Origin of the sequence: Salipiger abyssi (assembly GCF_001975705.1) — a bacterium.
Classification (GTDB): domain Bacteria; phylum Pseudomonadota; class Alphaproteobacteria; order Rhodobacterales; family Rhodobacteraceae; genus Salipiger; species Salipiger abyssi.
Map to the genome: position 1 here is coordinate 4,230,343 of NZ_CP015093.1, position 16,048 is coordinate 4,246,390.

Consider the following 16,048-nt stretch of genomic DNA (forward strand, 5'->3'; position numbering starts at 1 on the left):
TCTCTTCGGATTGCGGCACCGGCGGCGTCACCGCCGGTGCGCGGGCCATCATTCAGAGGCGGGCTCAGCCTCTTCGCTATCGGCTTTGCCCGGCACTTCGGGGGTCTCGGTTTCTCCTGCGCTCTCCAGCTTTTGGAACGTGATCTTCTGATCATCCGCGGTCCAGGCGACGCGCACCTTGTCGCCGTCCTCGATCCGACCGGAAAGCATCTCGCGGGCGAGCTCAGTCTCCAGTTCCGAACGGATTAGCCGTCGCAACTCGCGGGCGCCGAACTCTGGCCGGAAACCCACTGCTCCGAAATGCTCCGCAACGCTTCCGTCATAGTCGAGCTCGACCCCCTGGGTCAGCGCCGTGCGGGCGACACGGGCCAGCTGCAGCTCGACGATCTGCCGGATTTCCGACTGGTTCAGAGAATGGAAGACGATGATTTCGTCGATCCGGTTGATGAACTCGGGCCGGAAATGGGCACGCAACACGTCCATCAGTTCGGCCTTCTGCCCTGCCTCGTCGAACTCCTTGGTTCCGCGCTTGCGAAGGTTGCGCTGGATGATATCGGAGCCGAGGTTCGACGTGGCGATAATGATGGTGTTGGTGAAATCCACCACGCGGCCCTTGCCGTCGGTCAGGCGGCCATCGTCGAAGACCTGCAGCAGGATGTTATAGACATCTGCATGCGCCTTCTCGATCTCGTCGAGCAGCACGACAGAATAGGGCCGGCGCCGGACCCGTTCCGTCAGCTGGCCGCCTTCGTCGTAACCGACATAGCCCGGCGGGGCGCCAACCAGCCGCGCGACCGCGTGACGTTCGCCATATTCGGACATGTCGATGCGGATCATCGCATCCTGATCACCGAAGATCGTCTCCGCCAGAGTCTTGGCCAGCTCGGTCTTGCCGACGCCGGTCGGGCCGAGGAACAGGAAGGTCGCGGTCGGGCCGGAGCCCTCGCGCAGCCCGGCGCGCGCCAGTCGCACGGCATCGGCAACGGCATGGATGGCCTCTTCCTGGCCGATTACCCGCTCATGCAACTTGTCCTCGAGTTTCAGCAGCTTTTCGCGCTCTTCTGTCGTCAGTTCGCTCACCGGCACGCCGGTCAGTTTCGAGACGATCTGCGCCACGTGGTCGGCGCGCACTTCAGCCGTCGCAGAGGCCCGGTCGCGCTTCCAGGTTTCCATCAACTCGTCAAGCTCGACCTGTTTGGCTTCAAGCTCTTTCTTGAGTTCAGCAGCACGGTCGAACTGCTTCCTCCCCGCAGCGTAGTCCTGCTCGCGCCGGATCTGGGCGACCTCAGCCTCGAGCTCCTGGACATCGACGGGACGCGCGGTAGCGCTGATCTTCACGCGCGCGGCAGCCTGGTCGATCAGGTCGATGGCCTTATCGGGCATGAAGCGGCCGGTGACGTAGCGGTCGGAAAGCTCGGCCGCCGCGACGATGGCCTCGTCGGTGATCGTCACCTTGTGGTGGCTTTCCAGCGTGTCGCGCAGTCCGCGCAGGATCATGATCGTCTGCGCCACCGTCGGCTCATCGACATAGACCGGCTGGAAGCGGCGCTCCAGCGCGGCGTCCTTCTCGATGTATTTCTGGTACTCGTTCAGGGTGGTCGCGCCGATCAGGTTCAGCTCGCCGCGGGCCAGCGCCGGCTTGAACGTATTGGCGATGTCGAGCCCGCCTTCGCCGCCGCCCTGTCCGGCTCCGACGATGGTGTGGATCTCGTCGATGAACAGGATCATGTCGGCCTTGTTGGCCTCGATCTCCTTGAGGATCTTCTGGACCCGCTCCTCGAACTCACCGCGATATTTCGATCCGGCCACCATCGAATTGATGTTGAGTTCGACCAGCCGTTTGTCGCGCAGCGCCTCGGGCACCTCGCCCGCGACGATGCGCTGCGCCAGCCCCTCGATGATCGCGGTCTTGCCGACACCCGGTTCGCCGATCAGCACCGGGTTGTTCTTCTTGCGCCGCGCCAGAACCTCGATCGTCGTCTCGATTTCACGCGCCCGGCCGATCACCGGGTCGAGCCTGCCCTCGCGCGCCAGCTTGGTCAAATCGCGGCTGTATTCATCCAGATCAGGCGTGCTCGACGGGGTTTCGACGCGGCCTTCCTCGGCCCCCTGACCGACGACCTTTGTCACCTGCTGGCGTAGCGCCTGCGGCGTCAGGCCCAGCCGGTTCAAGATGCTCGACGCCACGCCCTCGCCCTCTTCGGCGAGACCGATCAGAAGGTGTTCGGGGCCGACATAGGAATGGCCCAGCTCGTTCGAGGCGATGAAGGCGCGGTTCAGCGCATCCTTCACCCGCGGGCTGACGCCGATCTCACGGTCCTCCCCCGTTGCGTCGCCCTTCTTCGCTTCGCTCTCGATCTGGCGGCGCAGATCGTCGGCGTCGATCTTGACCTGCCCCAGCACCGTGCGGACAACATCCGAGCCGGTAAGCGCCAGCAGAAGGTGTTCCGTATCAACCTCGGTCCGGCCGAATTCATGCGCCTTCTGGCCCGCCTCCTGCAAAAGCCGGTTGGCCTGTTCGCTCAGGCGGTCAGCGATATTGATGCCGCCGCGCCGCGCGGTGCGCCCCGCCTGTCGGATAGGGACGGGTTGCCCCTGATCTTCGCCAAGCCGATCGAAAAGGCCACCGGCATCGCCAAAGAATTCATCGAAGAGCGAGCGCCCTCCGAAAAGCGATTCCAGTGGCGATGCGCTACGCCCTTGCCGTCGGGCGATCCTGCGGTAGTCCTCGTCGCAAAGCTCCATCACCTTGCGTTCACCGTTGACAGAGACCTGCGCACGAAAGCTGGCAGGTCGGGATTTGCAGATATCACAGATGCCGTTTGCCATTTTTCACCTCCGTCATGCTCCCAGCCGGAACGTCCGGACTGGGTCTCTGTGTTCAGGCCGCCTCGACCTCCTGAGTGCGGACCTTTTCTGCGATGGCCCGAAGGTCGGGCTCGTCCAGCGTCTCGCGGTAGAGCAGATCGCGGGACGTTTCCTCCAGCAGCGCCCGGTTCGCGTCGAGAAGCGCGACCGTACGCGCGAAGATGTCGTCGATGATCGCCTTGACAGCGGTATCCATCCGCTCGGCCGTTGCCTCGCTGTGGCGGCGGTTGAGCCAGGCGGATTGATCCCCCGTGCCAAGGAAGCCGGGCCGCTCGGTGTCATAGCTGACATGGCCCAGATCGGGGTCCATGCCGTAGCGCGCGACCATGGCCCTGGCGATGTCGGTTGCCTTCACCAGGTCGTCGGCGGCACCGGTCGAAAGGTGATCGTATATGAGCTTCTCGGCCGCACGCCCGCCCAGAAGAACGGCGATCTTGTTCTCCAGTTCCTCGCGGGTCATCAGGAAGCGGTCCTCGGTCGGGCGCTGGATCGTATAGCCGAGCGCACCGATCCCGCGCGGGATGATCGAGACTTTGTGCACCGGATCGACCCCCGGCAGCGCCATCGCGACCAGCGCGTGCCCCATTTCGTGATGCGCCACGATTTCCCGCTCGCGCGCGTTCAGAACACGGTTGCGCTTCTCCAGCCCGGCGACGATACGCTCTACTGCGTTGTTGAAGTCTTCCATGGTCACCGCATCGGCCTTTCGGCGGGTTGCCAATAGCGCCGCCTCATTGACCAGATTTGCCAGGTCCGCTCCGGAAAAGCCCGGGGTCAGCCCGGCGACCTTCTCCGCATCCACGTCCGGTGCGAGCGTCACCTTCTTCATGTGTACCCCGAGGATCTGGATGCGGCCCTTCTTGTCGGGCTTGTCCACCAGCACCTGCCGGTCGAAGCGCCCGGCCCTGAGCAGCGCCGGGTCGAGGATTTCCGGCCGGTTGGTGGCCGCCAGCAGCACGATCCCCGACGACGGGTCGAACCCGTCCAGCTCAGTGAGAAGCTGGTTCAGCGTCTGTTCGCGCTCGTCATGCCCGCCGGCCATCTGACCGGAGGCGCGGGCGCGGCCGAGCGCGTCGAGCTCGTCGATGAAGATGATCGCCGGTGCGTTCTTGCGGGCCTGCTCGAACAGGTCGCGCACCCGGGCCGCACCGACGCCCACGAACATCTCGACGAATTCCGAGCCCGAGATCGAGAAGAAGGTCACGCCCGCCTCGCCCGCCACGGCCCGCGCCAGAAGCGTCTTGCCGGTACCCGGCGGGCCGACCAGCAGGATGCCTTTCGGGATCCGGGCGCCGAGCTTGCCGTAATCCTCAGGCGTCTTCAGGAAATCGACCACTTCCTCCAGCTCGGCCTTGGCCTCGTCGACCCCGGCCACATCGGCAAAGCTGACGCCCGTTTCCTTCTCCATGTAGACCTTGGCCTTGCTCTTGCCGACCTGCAGGAAACCGCCAAAACCCTGACGCTCGGCGAACTTGCGAAAGACGAACATCCAGAGACCGAAGAAGACCACTGCAGGCACCACCCAGGAGAGAAGCACCCCGATCCAGGTGTTTTGCGGAACGCCGGTGATCTCGACATCCGCGTCGTCCAGCCGTTCAAGAATTGCGGGATCGACGATCGTGGTGACGAAGCCAGAGCGGCCGTCGATGGGAGTCTCGAAGGTGCCGGTGATCGTATCGGACCCGACCGAAACCGAAGCGATGTCGCCGTCGGCGAGATACTGTTCGAATTGGCTGTAGCTGATCGGCGCGATGCTGCGGTAGCTGGCGATCAGATCCTGAATAAAGATCACCGCAAAAAATGCGACGATCCAGTACCAGATGTTAAATTCGGTTCTCTTTTCCATCCCCTTCTCTCCTCGGCGCCAACCCGTAGAGATGTTGCTGATTTGTCACATCCGGCCAGATTGGTATTGCTTGAGCCGAGTTCAAGAGGGATCCGACATGAAGATCGAAGCTGGCAACGATGCCCAAAATTCTTACATCCCGTGGCGTGCCACTTCCCGTTAGCCGCGAGTGAAATTTATTGCGATCATGACTGCGACGCCGCGCCACCAATTCCTGAACCTGCTCCAATCCATACTGCTTTTGGCGGGTATGGCGGTTATCGCCTGGTTCATCGTTTCGGCGATTGCGGGACAGGGCTTGGCGATTGCGATCGTCATCGGATCCTTGCTGGGATTGCTGCTGTCACCCGGCATCCCGAAACGCCTTTTGCTGAACGCCTACGGCGCACGCAGGCTCAGCGGGCGGGAATTTCCAGAGGGCATGGCGATACTGGCCGAACTCGCACGCCGCGCCGGGCTGCCGCGTGTACCGGAACTCTACTATGTACCGAGCCAGATGCCGAACGCCTTCGCTATGGGCTCTCCGGATGAAAGCGCCGTCTGCGTCAGTGATGGTCTTCTGCGATTGATGAACCAGCGCGAACTGGCCGGGGTCCTGGCGCATGAGGTCGCTCACATCGCCAACCGCGATCTCTGGATCATGGGTCTGGCCGACGCGATGTCGCGCGCAGTGTCGCTCGCGTCCTGGGTTGGGCAACTCATCCTGCTGCTGAACCTGCCGCTCATCCTGGCCGGCGCGGCTTATGTGCCCTGGCAGGTACCGCTTGTCCTGATCTTTTCACCCACGATCATGGCCCTTCTTCAGCTCGCGCTGTCGCGGGCCCGGGAATACGATGCCGACAGGGGTGGCGCCGAGCTGACCGGCGATCCCGATGGCCTCGCTTCGGCCCTCCTCAAGCTGGAACGTCGCGTCGGGCGCGTCTGGGAAGACATGTTCCTGCCCGGACGCCGCATCCCCGAACCCTCGCTCCTGCGCACGCACCCGCCCACCGCCGATCGAGTCCGGCGGCTGCGCGCACTTTCCGGACCCCGCCGACCGGTCCCACCGTCCGTTCCCCTGAACGCACCGCGGGCTGTGCGCGTTTCCACGCCGCGTTACGGGCCTGGGGGCGTCTATCGATGAGAACATTTTTTGCGTCGAGGTCTTGAAGTTGCAAATAGGCAACACTTTATCCGCAGCGGAACGCCCAGTTGGGGTTTCACGGATACGCGACAGGTTCGGCTGATTCAGCGGACCGCCTGGCGTTCGCCCGAGGGGGAGCGCATGGCAGACGCGAATGCTCTAGACCGCCGCCAAAATGGCGAACCTTGAAGCATGTCCGTTCTCCGCGGGCGTTCAGTGGCGTGGTGACAAATCCACGCCGTCAACTGAAACGACGGAGGCGAAACATGCTCTATCCCACCTACACACGTCGCAGCGATCCGTTTGCGCTCGATGCTGCGCGATTTTGACGGGACCTCTCCTAGCCGCGTAACCCAGCCCGTTTTCCCCGCCGTAAACGTCTGGCAGGGCGACGAGGCGGTCGCGATCACTGCAGAACTCCCTGGCGTGGATCCGGCCGACATCGACATTTCCGTGAAGGAGAATGTCCTGACGCTCTCTGGCGAGCGCAAGGCGCCCGAAATTCCGGAAGGCGCCCGCTGGCACCGCAACGAACGCGGCTTTGGCAAGTTCGCTCGTTCGGTTCGGCTACCCTTCGTGGCCGCGGAGGACAAGGTCGAGGCGCGGATGACCAACGGTGTGCTCCGCATCGTGATCGGCCGCCCCGAAGAGGACAAGCCGCGGAGAATCGAGATCAAGGCTGCGTAAGAGGAGGACCAATATATGACCAACGATGTAACACATACTGCCGACAAGACCCCGGCCGAGACACCGGAAACCACCACCGGCCGTCGTATCTATAGGCCGCTGACCGACATCGTCGAAACGGCTGACGGGGTGACACTGACACTCGAGATGCCGGGCGTCGCCGCCGAAGACGTGGATATCACGCTCGAAAAGCGCGTGTTGACGATCAGAGGTAAGGTCCATGCCACGCAGCCCGAGAAGCTGCAACTGGCCTATGCCGAATACGGCGAGGGCGATTTCGAGCGAGCCTTTACCATGTCCGACGATTTCGACCCCGACAAGATCGGCGCGCAGGTCTCTAATGGTGTGCTGACCCTGACGCTGCCGCGCGCAGCGGAAGCCCAACCCAAAAAGATCACGGTAACGGCGTCGTAAGCCGGGCACGTCGCACCAAAAAAGAAGAAAGGAGAACTCACATGCAGATCAAGGACCTGATCCCCTGGGCGCGGAAGGATCATGCGCCCGACCCGAAAAGTGATGACCAGAACCCCATCGCCACCCTTCAACGCGACATGAACCGTGTGTTCGAAGGCTTCTGGAACCGCGTCGGCGATTTCGACTGGCCCTGGGGAGGCGGCGAGGCGAAATCCGACGTGGTCGAGACCGAAGATCACGTGGAGGTATCGATCGAACTGCCCGGGATGGAAATGAAGGACATCGAGGTCACCGTGACCGATGACATCCTGACCATCAAGGGCGAGAAGAAGATCGAGCGGCAGGAGGAGAAGAAGGGCTATTATCTCTCCGAACGCAGCTATGGCGCGATCTATCGCACGATCCCGCTACCGCCGGGAGTCGACGGTGAGAAGGCCGATGCCAGCTTCAAGAACGGCGTGCTGACGATCAAGCTGCCGCAGACCCCGGAGGCGCAGGCCAAGGTCAAGCGCATCGAGGTGAAAAACGCCTGATACCAATGTCGTGCCGACAGTACCGTGCTGTCGGCACGACGATCTACACTTCTCCTGTCTTGGACGCTTAAATCCAATCGGGAGAGAGCCATGCAGGTCGGGTTGGAACTTCAGGAGGTTGCCCGGGACAGGTCTTCCGCAAAAGTACTTCCGAGTAGTTCACATAGCTAAAATGGACGAACGATCTCGTCACAAGCACAGCACCAGAACCCTGCACGATTGAGTGCGAGACTCACCTATGGGGGCATCGAGCGGATGACACACGATGAAAAGGAGAGCACGTGACATTGAGTTTCGGCACCTGCGGTGCTTCGTTAATGCAGCCGATCATGGCAGTTTCCGAAAGGCTGGAAGCACGATGGGTGTCCAGCAGTCATCAATCAGTCGATGCATCTGCGATCTCGAGGATCGCCTCGGAACATCCTTGTTCCACCGTCATCGAAGCGGTGTGACCCTAAACCGCGCCGGGCAACAATTTCTACCTCGCGCACGTCAGATAATTCGCGGGCTTGATGAGAGCTTGCACGCGATGGCGGCACTTGGCAGATCGGAAAACGGCAGTATAAGAGTCGGCATTTATTCATCGATTGCCTCGGGCTTTCTGGCCGAATTGCTGTGCTCCTTCGGGGATCAGCACAATCATGTGCAGATCGAATTGATCGATGGAAACCCGGAAGAACACGTCGCTGCCATCCGTCGGCTCAAACTCGACGTCGCTTTCCTAACTGGAACCCGGACCTGGCAAGAATGTGACAGCGCATTAATGTGGTCAGAAGGTGTTTTCGTTGTCCTGCCTGAACGTCATGAGTTAGCCATCCGGACAGCAGTCGACTGGCGCGAGCTTAGCGGCGAGGCTTTCATGGTCAGCAAAACAGCGCCGGGCCAAGAGATCTATGACTATCTGGTGAGGAAGCTGGCAGACCTCAGTTGGCACCCTGACATACATGTGCAATCCGTAAGTCGAGATAACCTGCTGTCATTGGTTGCCATTGGGCGAGGTTTGACCGTGGTCAGCGAGGCGATGACGGTGACGAACCACCCGGGAGTGGTCTTTCGACCGATCAAGGGCGAGCGCCTTCCATTTTCTGCAATCTGGTCGCCGAATAACGACAACCCCGCGTTCAGGCGTCTTCTGAGCATGGCGAGGACAAAAGCAGGGTCGGAAAGAAGCGCGGCTATCAGTGAGCATCTCTGTGGATTTGAGCCGCACGCCTCGCCTTCGCAAACCCGCGATCTGTCGCAATAAACCTCTGGAGCATCGGTACAATCAGCCGGACTGCGTCGGCAACAGGTTGCCCCGTCTCCCGCCCCAGCACCTCGGCATAGGCGACCAGATCGCGATGAACAGATGCTGGCAATTCCACTGTCACCTTCACCGGCTTGTCGTCGGGCAGAGGTCCAAGCTTGAGTTTCGACATGATCAACCTCCTGCGGGTTCGAATACCAGATCGCGGGTGACGATGATCCTGACCGGGAACCCCGGGCGGATGGTCAGCGTCGGCGCGACCTGCAGCTGACGCTGGACGATCTGCTGGCCGGCCTGGTTAATCGTGTCCACAGCGCCATCGCGGATCGCCTGGACCAGGCGGTCCTCGTCATCGGTGGCGAGGTCCGCACCAATCGCGAGCAGCGTGGACAGACCCGCCGCGCGCATCAGATCCCACCAGTGATAGTCAACGCCATCCTCGAGGCCGGCATAGCCGCTCGCATCCGCCCCCGGCAGACGTTCGAGAACAATGGATTGACCGCCGGGAAGGATCAGGCGGTTCCAGACCAGCAGCACGCGGCGTTGGCCGAACGTCACGCCGTCATCGTATTGGCCGATGATGCGGGTTCCTTGTGGGATCAGCAGCAGCGACCCGGTCGGGCTGTCATAGACATTCTCGGTGACCTGCGCGGTGATCTGCCCCGGGAGATCGGAGCGAATGCCGGTGATGAGCGCGGCCGGGATCACCGCTCCCGCCTGAAGGATGTTCGGCGAGGCTGGCGGCTGAATGCGATCCGATGCGACGGTCTGCCGGTCCACCGGACCGTTGAGGAAAGCCGTATGCCGGCTCCCCTCAGGTTGCCCGGAGCCCCCCAGGCCCGGAAGGTTCACTCCGCCCCCGGCCGTCGTTGCCCTGCCAGACGCCGTCTGGAAGAAGACACCGCTCAGACGCGCGGTTTCCTCCTCTGCCCTGCGGCGCTCAGCCTCCGGATCGACGGTCGGGCTCGCAATCGGCGGAGGGCTCACGGGCAAACCCCGCTCCTGCGCGTCAAGGATCGGCCGCCCGAGGTCGCCGGGCAGTGCGGGTCCCAGAACCGGTCCGGTATAGTCGGACGGCAACCCTTCCAGGCCGTCCGCGGCCGGTCGGTTGTCGATGGAATAGAGTTCCCCACCTCCCGGCCCAGCCTCACGGGTCTGGAGCGCATAGATCAGCGCACCCCCGATGCCGAACAGCGCGACCGCTCCGACACCGGCCAGAACCTTACGCGACAGCCGGGTCACACGGGGCGGATCGGGGCGCAGACGCATCGGTGCTGCAAGATCGGTGTCAGTCATGATGCCCCTCCCCTTCGCGCATCCCCCTCCGTCCGCGCATCCGCCTCGCGCTCCTCCATGCGCACGATCCGGACGACCTGCTGGCGGTCTCCTGCGCCCAGCCGAAGCTCGGCGGCGCCGAAGAGGCGATCCACGATCAGAACGTTCCGGTGAATACGGCTGTTCACGATCTGCGGCTCTCCGTCCGAACCGAGCACGAAGAGCGGCGGCATCTCGCCCTGGGCGATGCCAGGAGGGAAGACGACATAAACACGACGGCCATCGTCGAAGACAGAAACCGGACGCCAGGGCGGGCTTTCCCCCTGGATCTGCAAGCCGTAGCGATGATTGCGGGCAGAGGGCGCCGGAATGGTCGGCGCGGTTGCCACAGCCTGTCGACCGCCAGGCGGCGCTGCCGGATAGGCCCAGGCGACCGACGGCATGTAGAGCGCCTCGCGGGCACGCAGCTCGATCGTGTACACCCGCCGGTCAGTGCTGATCACCAGGTTGGTCGAGATGTCGTCCCGCGTCGGTTTGACGAGGATGTGGACGCGGGCAGTGGATCCGGACCCGCTCTCCGTGTCGCCGATGATCCAGCGCGTGGTATCCCCTGCGGCGATCGGACCCGCGCCGGTCAGACGTTCGCCCGGCTCGAGTGCGATGTTGGTGATCTGACCGGGAGCGGCATAGACCTGATAGAGGGCACCTTCCGACCAGGGATAGATCTGGATCGCATTGTAATAGCCCTCGCGGCGCGGTTCGACCCGGGCGGCGGCATTGGCGTTTTCGATACGTCCGGTCGGTGTGCCCGCCGCCGCTCCGCCATGCGCCACTGTCCAGACCGGCGGCGTATGCAAGGGACGAGGGTGTTCCTCGTCATCCGAGGCGGGCGGAGTGGGCAGCGGCGGCACGGACTCGTCGTAACTGAATTCCGGCACCCGGTTGCTGGCGCACCCCGCCAGCACGGATGCGGATAGCAGCAAGGCCACCAAGGTGGGCTTATTGAAGCCGGGAGACCTGGTTGCATGAAGATGCTGTTTAGTCATTGGCTCATCTCCCGCGACCAGGAGATCGCATTGACGTAGATTCCGAGGGGGTTGGCGCGCAGGCGGTCGGCGCTGCGCGGGGTCTGGATCACGACGGTCAGGATCGCCGTCCAGCGCTCGGTCGTGGAAAGCTGACCGTTCTCGTAATGACGCTCGGTCCAGGCTATGCGGAACGATCCCGGCGAGGCCCGGATGACGGAGGACACCTCGACGGCGATCTGCTGACGGCCGACGCGGGTGAACGGGTCGTTCGCACGAGCGAAATCGTTCAGCGCGGCCGCGCCACGGTCCGTGGTGAACTCATAGGCGCGCAGCCAGTTCTGCCGCACGATGATCGGGTCGGCGGGGATGGAACGAACCTGTTCGATGAAACGGCCAAGATGGAAGGCGATCTGCGGATCGGTCGGCTCGTAGTCGGCGGAAGCCGGAGCGACAGCCTGGGCCTCGCCGAGCGCGTCGACCTGAACGACCCAGGGCACTACCGTGCCACGTGCGGATTGCCAGACCAGGGCGCCGGCAAAACCCGCCGCGAGGATCAGGCTGCCGAAGGCCATGTAGCGCCAGTTGCGAGCCTGAACGCGGGCGGAGCCGATGCGCTCGTCCCAGACCTGCGCAGCCCTCTGGTAAGGCGTCTCTGGTTGAGGTGTCTTGCCATAATGCGTGGCGGAACGCCTGAAGAGGTTCATGAGCGGTCCCTTTCGGAGAGATTGACGGAGGAGCCCGAGCCGTGGCTGTCGCCCGACCGGACGGCATGGGCGGCAGCGCGGACGCCATGGCTCACGGCCTGGTTATGGCGCATGCGCTTTGCCCAGGCTGGCGGGCCATCGGAGGCGGACGGGCCGGAAGAAGGCTCGGGTGCCGCTCCGCCAACCGTGCCCATCGAGGTGGTTCCGCCCGTCGCCACCACACCGCCCTTGACGCCCTCGGCGTAGCTGGACTGGATCCCGCCCGCCGCGCGAGAAGACGCCTTCTTGAGCGGTGATGCCGCGGAAGCGGCCCCGGCGCGCGTTACACCAGCCATCCCCCCGGAGAAACCACCTCCGCCCATCGAGCCGAGCGTGTAGGCGCTCGAGGCAGCGCCCGCCGCGGCTGCGCCGCCGCGTGCGAGGGCGGCACCACCAGAGAGCGCGGACCCCGTCCCGCGCGCTGCGAGCATGGTCGCCCCTCCGGCCCCGATCGCAGCGCCACCGACGGCAAGGCCTGTACCTATGGCCGCCCCCGCGCTGAGTTGGGGCCCGCCGGACACCAGACCCGAGGCGATACCGGGGCCGAAGATACCGAGGCCCAGCAGAGACAGGGCAGCCAGAACAATCGCCATGGCGTCATCGATGGTCGGCGTCACGCCTCCGAAGCCCGCGGTGAACTGGCCGAAGAGCGTCGATCCGATGCCGATGATCACGGCCAGCACCAAAACCTTGATGCCGGAGGAAATCACGTTGCCCAGCACGCGCTCGGCCATGAAGGCGGTCTTGCCGAAGAGGCCGAAGGGGATCAGCACGAAGCCCGCGAGGGTCGTGAGCTTGAACTCGATCAGGGTGACGAAGAGCTGCACCGCGAGGATGAAGAAGGCGAGGATCACCAGCGCCCAGGCAAAGAACAGGCAGAGGATCTGGACGAGATTCTCGAAGACCGCGACCCAGCCCATCAGATCGGAAATGCTTTCGAGCAGCGGTCGTCCGGCCTCGAGCCCGGTCTGGGCGACACGGCCGGGGCGCAGAAGATCGGCGGCGGAAAACCCGGTGCCCGAGGCCATCAGACCAAGGCCCGCGAAGCTCTCGAAGACGATCCGGGCGAGGTTGTTCCAGTTGGAAATGATATAGGCGAAGACCCCGACGAAGAGTGTCTTCTTCACCAGCCGGGCGATGATGTCGTCATCGGCGCCCCAGGCCCAGAACAAGGCCGCCAGCGTCACGTCGATCACGATCAGCGTGGTAGCGATGAAGGCCACCTCACCCCCGAGCAGCCCAAACCCGCTGTCGATATAGCTGGTGAAGATGCCCAGGAAGTTGTCGATGACGCCGGTTCCACCCATGGCTCACTGATCTCCCGGACGCTGCGGCGCGTCGGGTGCAGGCGTCCGACCGAGGAACCAGTCACGGCTCTCGGCCCATGCGGCGAGGCAATCGGCATCGCTGGAAGCGGCCTCGCCAAGCTGCTGGCACCGGCGCAGCGTAGCGCGGAGAGGATCGGCAGACGGCTGGAGCGCGGGCGCGGTGCTGGCCGGCACGGGAGCCTCCTTGCGTGTCATCTCGATCACCGTGGCTGCGATCGCGATCGCCACGAACACGATGGCCGCGATCCGGGCCAGCACCTTCCCCTCCATCGTCTCCCCCTCCCGGCCTCAGTTGAACATCTGCGCGTTACCGGGCTGGTAGCCCGAACCCGGCGTCAGGAAGCGCTCGCGCTGGATGCGGCCCTGTTCCGCAGCAGTGGCGCGCTCGGCCTCGGTCAGCGCATTGGCGCGGCCGTTTGCCGAGATCACCGCGATCACGTCCGAGAGCTGCTGCGATTGCAGTGCGAGGAGCTGGTTGCCCGCCTGTGTGGCCTGAAGAGCACCGACCGCGTTCTGGCTCTGCCCTACAAGTGCAGACATCTCTGCGCGGTTGGCATCGATATTGCCGACGACACCTGCCTGCACGCGCATCGCATCCTGGAGGCCACCGACGGTGTTCTCCCAACGGGACCGGGCCTCGGCGATCAGTTGCTGGTCGGTCGCCGCCAGGGAAAGGTTGCCATAATCCTGCTGGAACATCTGGTCGATGCTCTGCACGTCGAAGGCGATGTTCTGCGCCTGCGCCAGGAGTTGCTGTGTGCGGCTGACGTTCTGCTGGATCTGCTGGAGCGCGGAATACGGCAGGTTGGCGAGATTGCGCGCCTGGTTGATCAGCATCTGCGCTTCGTTCTGGAGCTGTGCGATCTGGTTGTTGATCTGCTCCAGAGCGCGCGCCGCGGTCAGGAGATTTTCGGCGTGGTTGGTCGGATCGTAGACGATGAAAGGCCCCCCGCCGATGCCGAAGAGCGCCTGCGCAGGCGGCGCTGCGATGGGCGACATGGCCATGGGCATCGCCAGCGCGAGGGCGAGCAGCGAAGTGCCCGCGGACCGAAACGTAATCTTGCGTGTCATGGTGTGACTTCCTTTTCTTCAAGGTCGATGTCGGCGTCCTCAACAACAGCGGAGGCCGGAGATGCCCCCTCTGCGTCGATGGCGAGATTGGTGAGGTCGGGGATCAGGTCGGCGGCCCAATCGAGGCCATGCGCCTTCAGCCAGGCGGCGAGGAAGCCGTCTTGGCCGTGCCCGGCGCAGATCTCGGCAATCAGCGCCTGATCCGATTTGGACGATGCCGCGCAGAGTGCCAGTCCGACATCGCTGAGACCCAGCTCGAACAGCCGGTTGCCGCGCCGCGACTGGCAGTAGTAGTCGCGTTTGGGCGTGGCCCGCGCGAGGATCTCGATCTGCCGGTCATTTAGGCCGAAGCGGCGATAGATGGCCGTAATCTGCGGCTCGATGGCCCGCTCGTTGGGCAACAGGAGCCGTGTCGGGCAGCTTTCGATGATCGCAGGCGCGATGGTACTGCCATCAATGTCGCTAAGGCTCTGCGTCGCGAAGATCACCGAGGCGTTCTTCTTCCTCAGCGTCTTCAGCCATTCGCGGAGCTGCTCCGCGAAGGCATCGTCATCGAGCGCGAGCCAGCCCTCGTCGATGATGAGCAGCGTGGGGCGTCCATCGAGCTGATCGCCGATCCGGTGGAACAGGTATGAGAGGACGGCGGGCGCCGCGCCGGTTCCCACCAGCCCCTCGATCTCGAAGGCCTGCACATCCGCCGATCCCAGTTGTTCGGTCTCGGCATCGAGCAGCCGGCCATAGGGCCCCCCGACGCAATATGCGCGCAGCGCCTGCTTCAGATTGTTGGACTGCAGCAGGACCGCGAGGCCGGTCATGGTCCGCTCCGCGACAGGGGCCGAGGCCAGCGAGGTCAGTGCCGTCCAGATATGTTCCTTCACATCGGGGGTAATCTGGATGTTCTCACGCGTCAGGATGGCGACGATCCAGTCGGCCGCCCAGGCGCGCTCCGACGTCTCGTGAATGCGGGCCAGCGGCTGTAGTGAGACGGAACTCTCGGCCGCGTCGGTCAGTTCTCCGCCGAGGTCATGCCAGTCGCCGCCCATCGCGAGCGAAGCGGCGCGGATCGAGCCGCCGAAGTCGAAGGCGAAGATCTGGCTGCGCGAGTACCGCCGGAACTGAAGCGCCATCAGCGCCAGCAACACGGACTTGCCGGCGCCGGTCGGGCCGACGACGAGCGTGTGACCGACATCCCCGACATGCAGAGAAAACCGGAACGGAGTGGAGCCTTCGGTCCTGGCGTAGAGCAACGGAGCGTCGCCGAAATGCTCATCCTGCGCCTCGCCCGCCCAGACCGCCGAGAGCGGGATCATATGGGCGAGATTCAATGTGCTGATCGGAGGCTGCCGGACATTGGCATAGGCATGCCCGGGCAGACTTCCGAGCCAGGCATCGACGGCGTTGACCGTCTCGGCCATGACGCTGAAATCGCGGGACTGGACGATCTTCTCGACCAGCCGCAGCTTCTCGTCGGCGCGGCGAACGTCCTCGTCCCAGACCGTGATCGTGGCCGAGACATAGGCCATGCCAGCCAGATCAGCGCCGAGTTCCTGCAGGGCGATATCTGCGTCAGCGGCCTTGTTCGCGGCATCGTATCGACCAGCGCGGATTGCTCGTTGGTCATCACCTCCTTGAGGATCGCGCGATGCTCTTACGCTTGGCAAACCACTGACGGCGTATCCGGGTCAGCAGCTTCGTCGCATCCAGCTTGTCCATGAGGATGGCCCGGTCGACCAGCGATAGGGAAAGGCCAGCCGGTTCAACTCGTCGAGCAGGCCCGGGTCGTGGCCGCCGGGAAAAGCCGTGATCGTCAGGACACGGAGATGATGATCGCCCAGACGCGGCTCCAGCCCACCGGCCAGCGGCTGGTCGGGCAAGAGCGCGTCGAG

At 63.8% G+C, this 16,048-nt stretch carries 15 protein-coding genes; 5 read left to right on the forward strand and 10 right to left on the reverse strand.

Going from position 1 to position 16,048, the window contains the following annotated elements; all coding sequences use genetic code 11:
* Positions 1-48: 48 nt before the first annotated feature.
* Both Ga0080574_RS24165 and ftsH read right to left on the reverse strand, forming a co-directional pair.
* Positions 49-2,829 (reverse strand): ATP-dependent Clp protease ATP-binding subunit, encoded by a 2,781-nt coding sequence (locus Ga0080574_RS24165; protein ID WP_052453271.1) that lies wholly within the window; start codon positions 2,827-2,829, stop codon positions 49-51.
* Positions 2,830-2,881: 52 nt separating this feature from the next.
* Complete coding sequence (gene ftsH, locus Ga0080574_RS24170) at positions 2,882-4,714, reverse strand: ATP-dependent zinc metalloprotease FtsH (protein ID WP_043869998.1); 1,833 nt, start codon at positions 4,712-4,714, stop codon at positions 2,882-2,884.
* A 169-nt stretch (positions 4,715-4,883) separates the two neighbouring features.
* On the opposite strand from ftsH, the gene Ga0080574_RS24175 reads away from it, so the two are divergent.
* The 5 genes from Ga0080574_RS24175 (at position 4,884) to Ga0080574_RS24195 (ending at position 8,717) form a co-directional block, all read left to right on the forward strand.
* Complete coding sequence (locus tag Ga0080574_RS24175) at positions 4,884-5,837, forward strand: zinc metalloprotease HtpX (protein WP_237219314.1); 954 nt, start codon at positions 4,884-4,886, stop codon at positions 5,835-5,837.
* A 312-nt stretch (positions 5,838-6,149) separates the two neighbouring features.
* Positions 6,150-6,524: an Hsp20/alpha crystallin family protein gene (locus tag Ga0080574_RS24180; RefSeq protein ID WP_237219403.1), complete on the forward strand. Its 375-nt coding sequence runs from the start codon at positions 6,150-6,152 to the stop codon at positions 6,522-6,524.
* 15 nt (positions 6,525-6,539) lie between these two features.
* Entirely contained in the window at positions 6,540-6,938 is a 399-nt protein-coding gene (locus Ga0080574_RS24185) for an Hsp20/alpha crystallin family protein (RefSeq protein ID WP_043870001.1), read from the forward strand.
* Between the two features lie 41 nt (positions 6,939-6,979).
* The gene (locus tag Ga0080574_RS24190; protein WP_043870002.1) at positions 6,980-7,471 is read left to right on the forward strand and encodes an Hsp20/alpha crystallin family protein; all 492 of its coding nucleotides are present in this window, start codon (positions 6,980-6,982) and stop codon (positions 7,469-7,471) included.
* A 265-nt stretch (positions 7,472-7,736) separates the two neighbouring features.
* A complete protein-coding gene (locus Ga0080574_RS24195; protein ID WP_076705624.1) occupies positions 7,737-8,717 on the forward strand; it encodes a LysR family transcriptional regulator in 981 nt (326 codons plus the stop codon).
* On the opposite strand, the gene Ga0080574_RS24200 is transcribed toward Ga0080574_RS24195, so the two are convergent.
* From Ga0080574_RS24200 to Ga0080574_RS27005, 8 genes are read right to left on the reverse strand one after another with little or no spacing between them, the layout of a single operon-like run.
* Complete coding sequence (locus tag Ga0080574_RS24200; protein ID WP_076705626.1) at positions 8,650-8,889, reverse strand: DUF2274 domain-containing protein; 240 nt, start codon at positions 8,887-8,889, stop codon at positions 8,650-8,652. The genes Ga0080574_RS24195 and Ga0080574_RS24200 overlap by 68 nt on opposite strands.
* 2 nt (positions 8,890-8,891) lie before the next feature.
* The gene (locus Ga0080574_RS24205) at positions 8,892-10,013 is read right to left on the reverse strand and encodes a TraB/TrbI/VirB10 family type IV secretion system protein (protein WP_076705628.1); all 1,122 of its coding nucleotides are present in this window, start codon (positions 10,011-10,013) and stop codon (positions 8,892-8,894) included.
* Positions 10,010-11,038 carry a P-type conjugative transfer protein TrbG gene (trbG, locus tag Ga0080574_RS24210; protein WP_076705630.1) on the reverse strand — a complete coding sequence of 343 codons (1,029 nt, stop codon included), beginning with the start codon at positions 11,036-11,038 and terminating at the stop codon, positions 10,010-10,012. The genes Ga0080574_RS24205 and trbG overlap by 4 nt, the downstream gene beginning before the upstream one ends.
* A complete protein-coding gene (gene trbF, locus Ga0080574_RS24215; protein ID WP_076705632.1) occupies positions 11,035-11,724 on the reverse strand; it encodes a conjugal transfer protein TrbF in 690 nt (229 codons plus the stop codon). Before trbF ends, trbG begins: the two co-directional genes overlap by 4 nt.
* The gene (gene trbL / locus Ga0080574_RS24220) at positions 11,721-13,070 is read right to left on the reverse strand and encodes a P-type conjugative transfer protein TrbL (RefSeq protein WP_076705634.1); all 1,350 of its coding nucleotides are present in this window, start codon (positions 13,068-13,070) and stop codon (positions 11,721-11,723) included. Before trbL ends, trbF begins: the two co-directional genes overlap by 4 nt.
* 3 nt (positions 13,071-13,073) lie before the next feature.
* Positions 13,074-13,361, reverse strand: a complete 288-nt coding sequence (gene trbK-alt, locus Ga0080574_RS24225; RefSeq protein WP_076698087.1) for a putative entry exclusion protein TrbK-alt — start codon at positions 13,359-13,361, stop codon at positions 13,074-13,076.
* Positions 13,362-13,379: 18 nt separating this feature from the next.
* Positions 13,380-14,162: a P-type conjugative transfer protein TrbJ gene (gene trbJ, locus Ga0080574_RS24230; RefSeq protein ID WP_076698090.1), complete on the reverse strand. Its 783-nt coding sequence runs from the start codon at positions 14,160-14,162 to the stop codon at positions 13,380-13,382.
* Positions 14,159-15,823: a TraG/VirB4 family ATPase gene (locus tag Ga0080574_RS27005; protein WP_442975563.1), complete on the reverse strand. Its 1,665-nt coding sequence runs from the start codon at positions 15,821-15,823 to the stop codon at positions 14,159-14,161. The genes trbJ and Ga0080574_RS27005 overlap by 4 nt, the downstream gene beginning before the upstream one ends.
* Between the last annotated feature and the right edge of the window lie 225 nt (positions 15,824-16,048).

Excerpts from the sequence above, each read along its gene's own strand:
- trbJ (WP_076698090.1), bottom strand. The coding sequence starts at position 14,162 with ATGACACGCAAGATTACGTTTCGGTCCGCGGGCACTTCGCTGCTCGCC.
- Ga0080574_RS24180 (WP_237219403.1), top strand. The coding sequence starts at position 6,150 with ATGCTGCGCGATTTTGACGGGACCTCTCCTAGCCGCGTAACCCAGCCC.
- Ga0080574_RS24205 (WP_076705628.1), bottom strand. The coding sequence starts at position 10,013 with ATGACTGACACCGATCTTGCAGCACCGATGCGTCTGCGCCCCGATCCG.
- Ga0080574_RS24185 (WP_043870001.1), top strand. The coding sequence starts at position 6,540 with ATGACCAACGATGTAACACATACTGCCGACAAGACCCCGGCCGAGACA.
- trbG (WP_076705630.1), bottom strand. The coding sequence starts at position 11,038 with ATGACTAAACAGCATCTTCATGCAACCAGGTCTCCCGGCTTCAATAAG.
- trbF (WP_076705632.1), bottom strand. The coding sequence starts at position 11,724 with ATGAACCTCTTCAGGCGTTCCGCCACGCATTATGGCAAGACACCTCAA.
- trbL (WP_076705634.1), bottom strand. The coding sequence starts at position 13,070 with ATGGGTGGAACCGGCGTCATCGACAACTTCCTGGGCATCTTCACCAGC.
- trbK-alt (WP_076698087.1), bottom strand. The coding sequence starts at position 13,361 with ATGGAGGGGAAGGTGCTGGCCCGGATCGCGGCCATCGTGTTCGTGGCG.
- Ga0080574_RS24190 (WP_043870002.1), top strand. The coding sequence starts at position 6,980 with ATGCAGATCAAGGACCTGATCCCCTGGGCGCGGAAGGATCATGCGCCC.
- Ga0080574_RS24195 (WP_076705624.1), top strand. The coding sequence starts at position 7,737 with ATGAAAAGGAGAGCACGTGACATTGAGTTTCGGCACCTGCGGTGCTTC.
- Ga0080574_RS24200 (WP_076705626.1), bottom strand. The coding sequence starts at position 8,889 with ATGTCGAAACTCAAGCTTGGACCTCTGCCCGACGACAAGCCGGTGAAG.
- ftsH (WP_043869998.1), bottom strand. The coding sequence starts at position 4,714 with ATGGAAAAGAGAACCGAATTTAACATCTGGTACTGGATCGTCGCATTT.
- Ga0080574_RS24165 (WP_052453271.1), bottom strand. The coding sequence starts at position 2,829 with ATGGCAAACGGCATCTGTGATATCTGCAAATCCCGACCTGCCAGCTTT.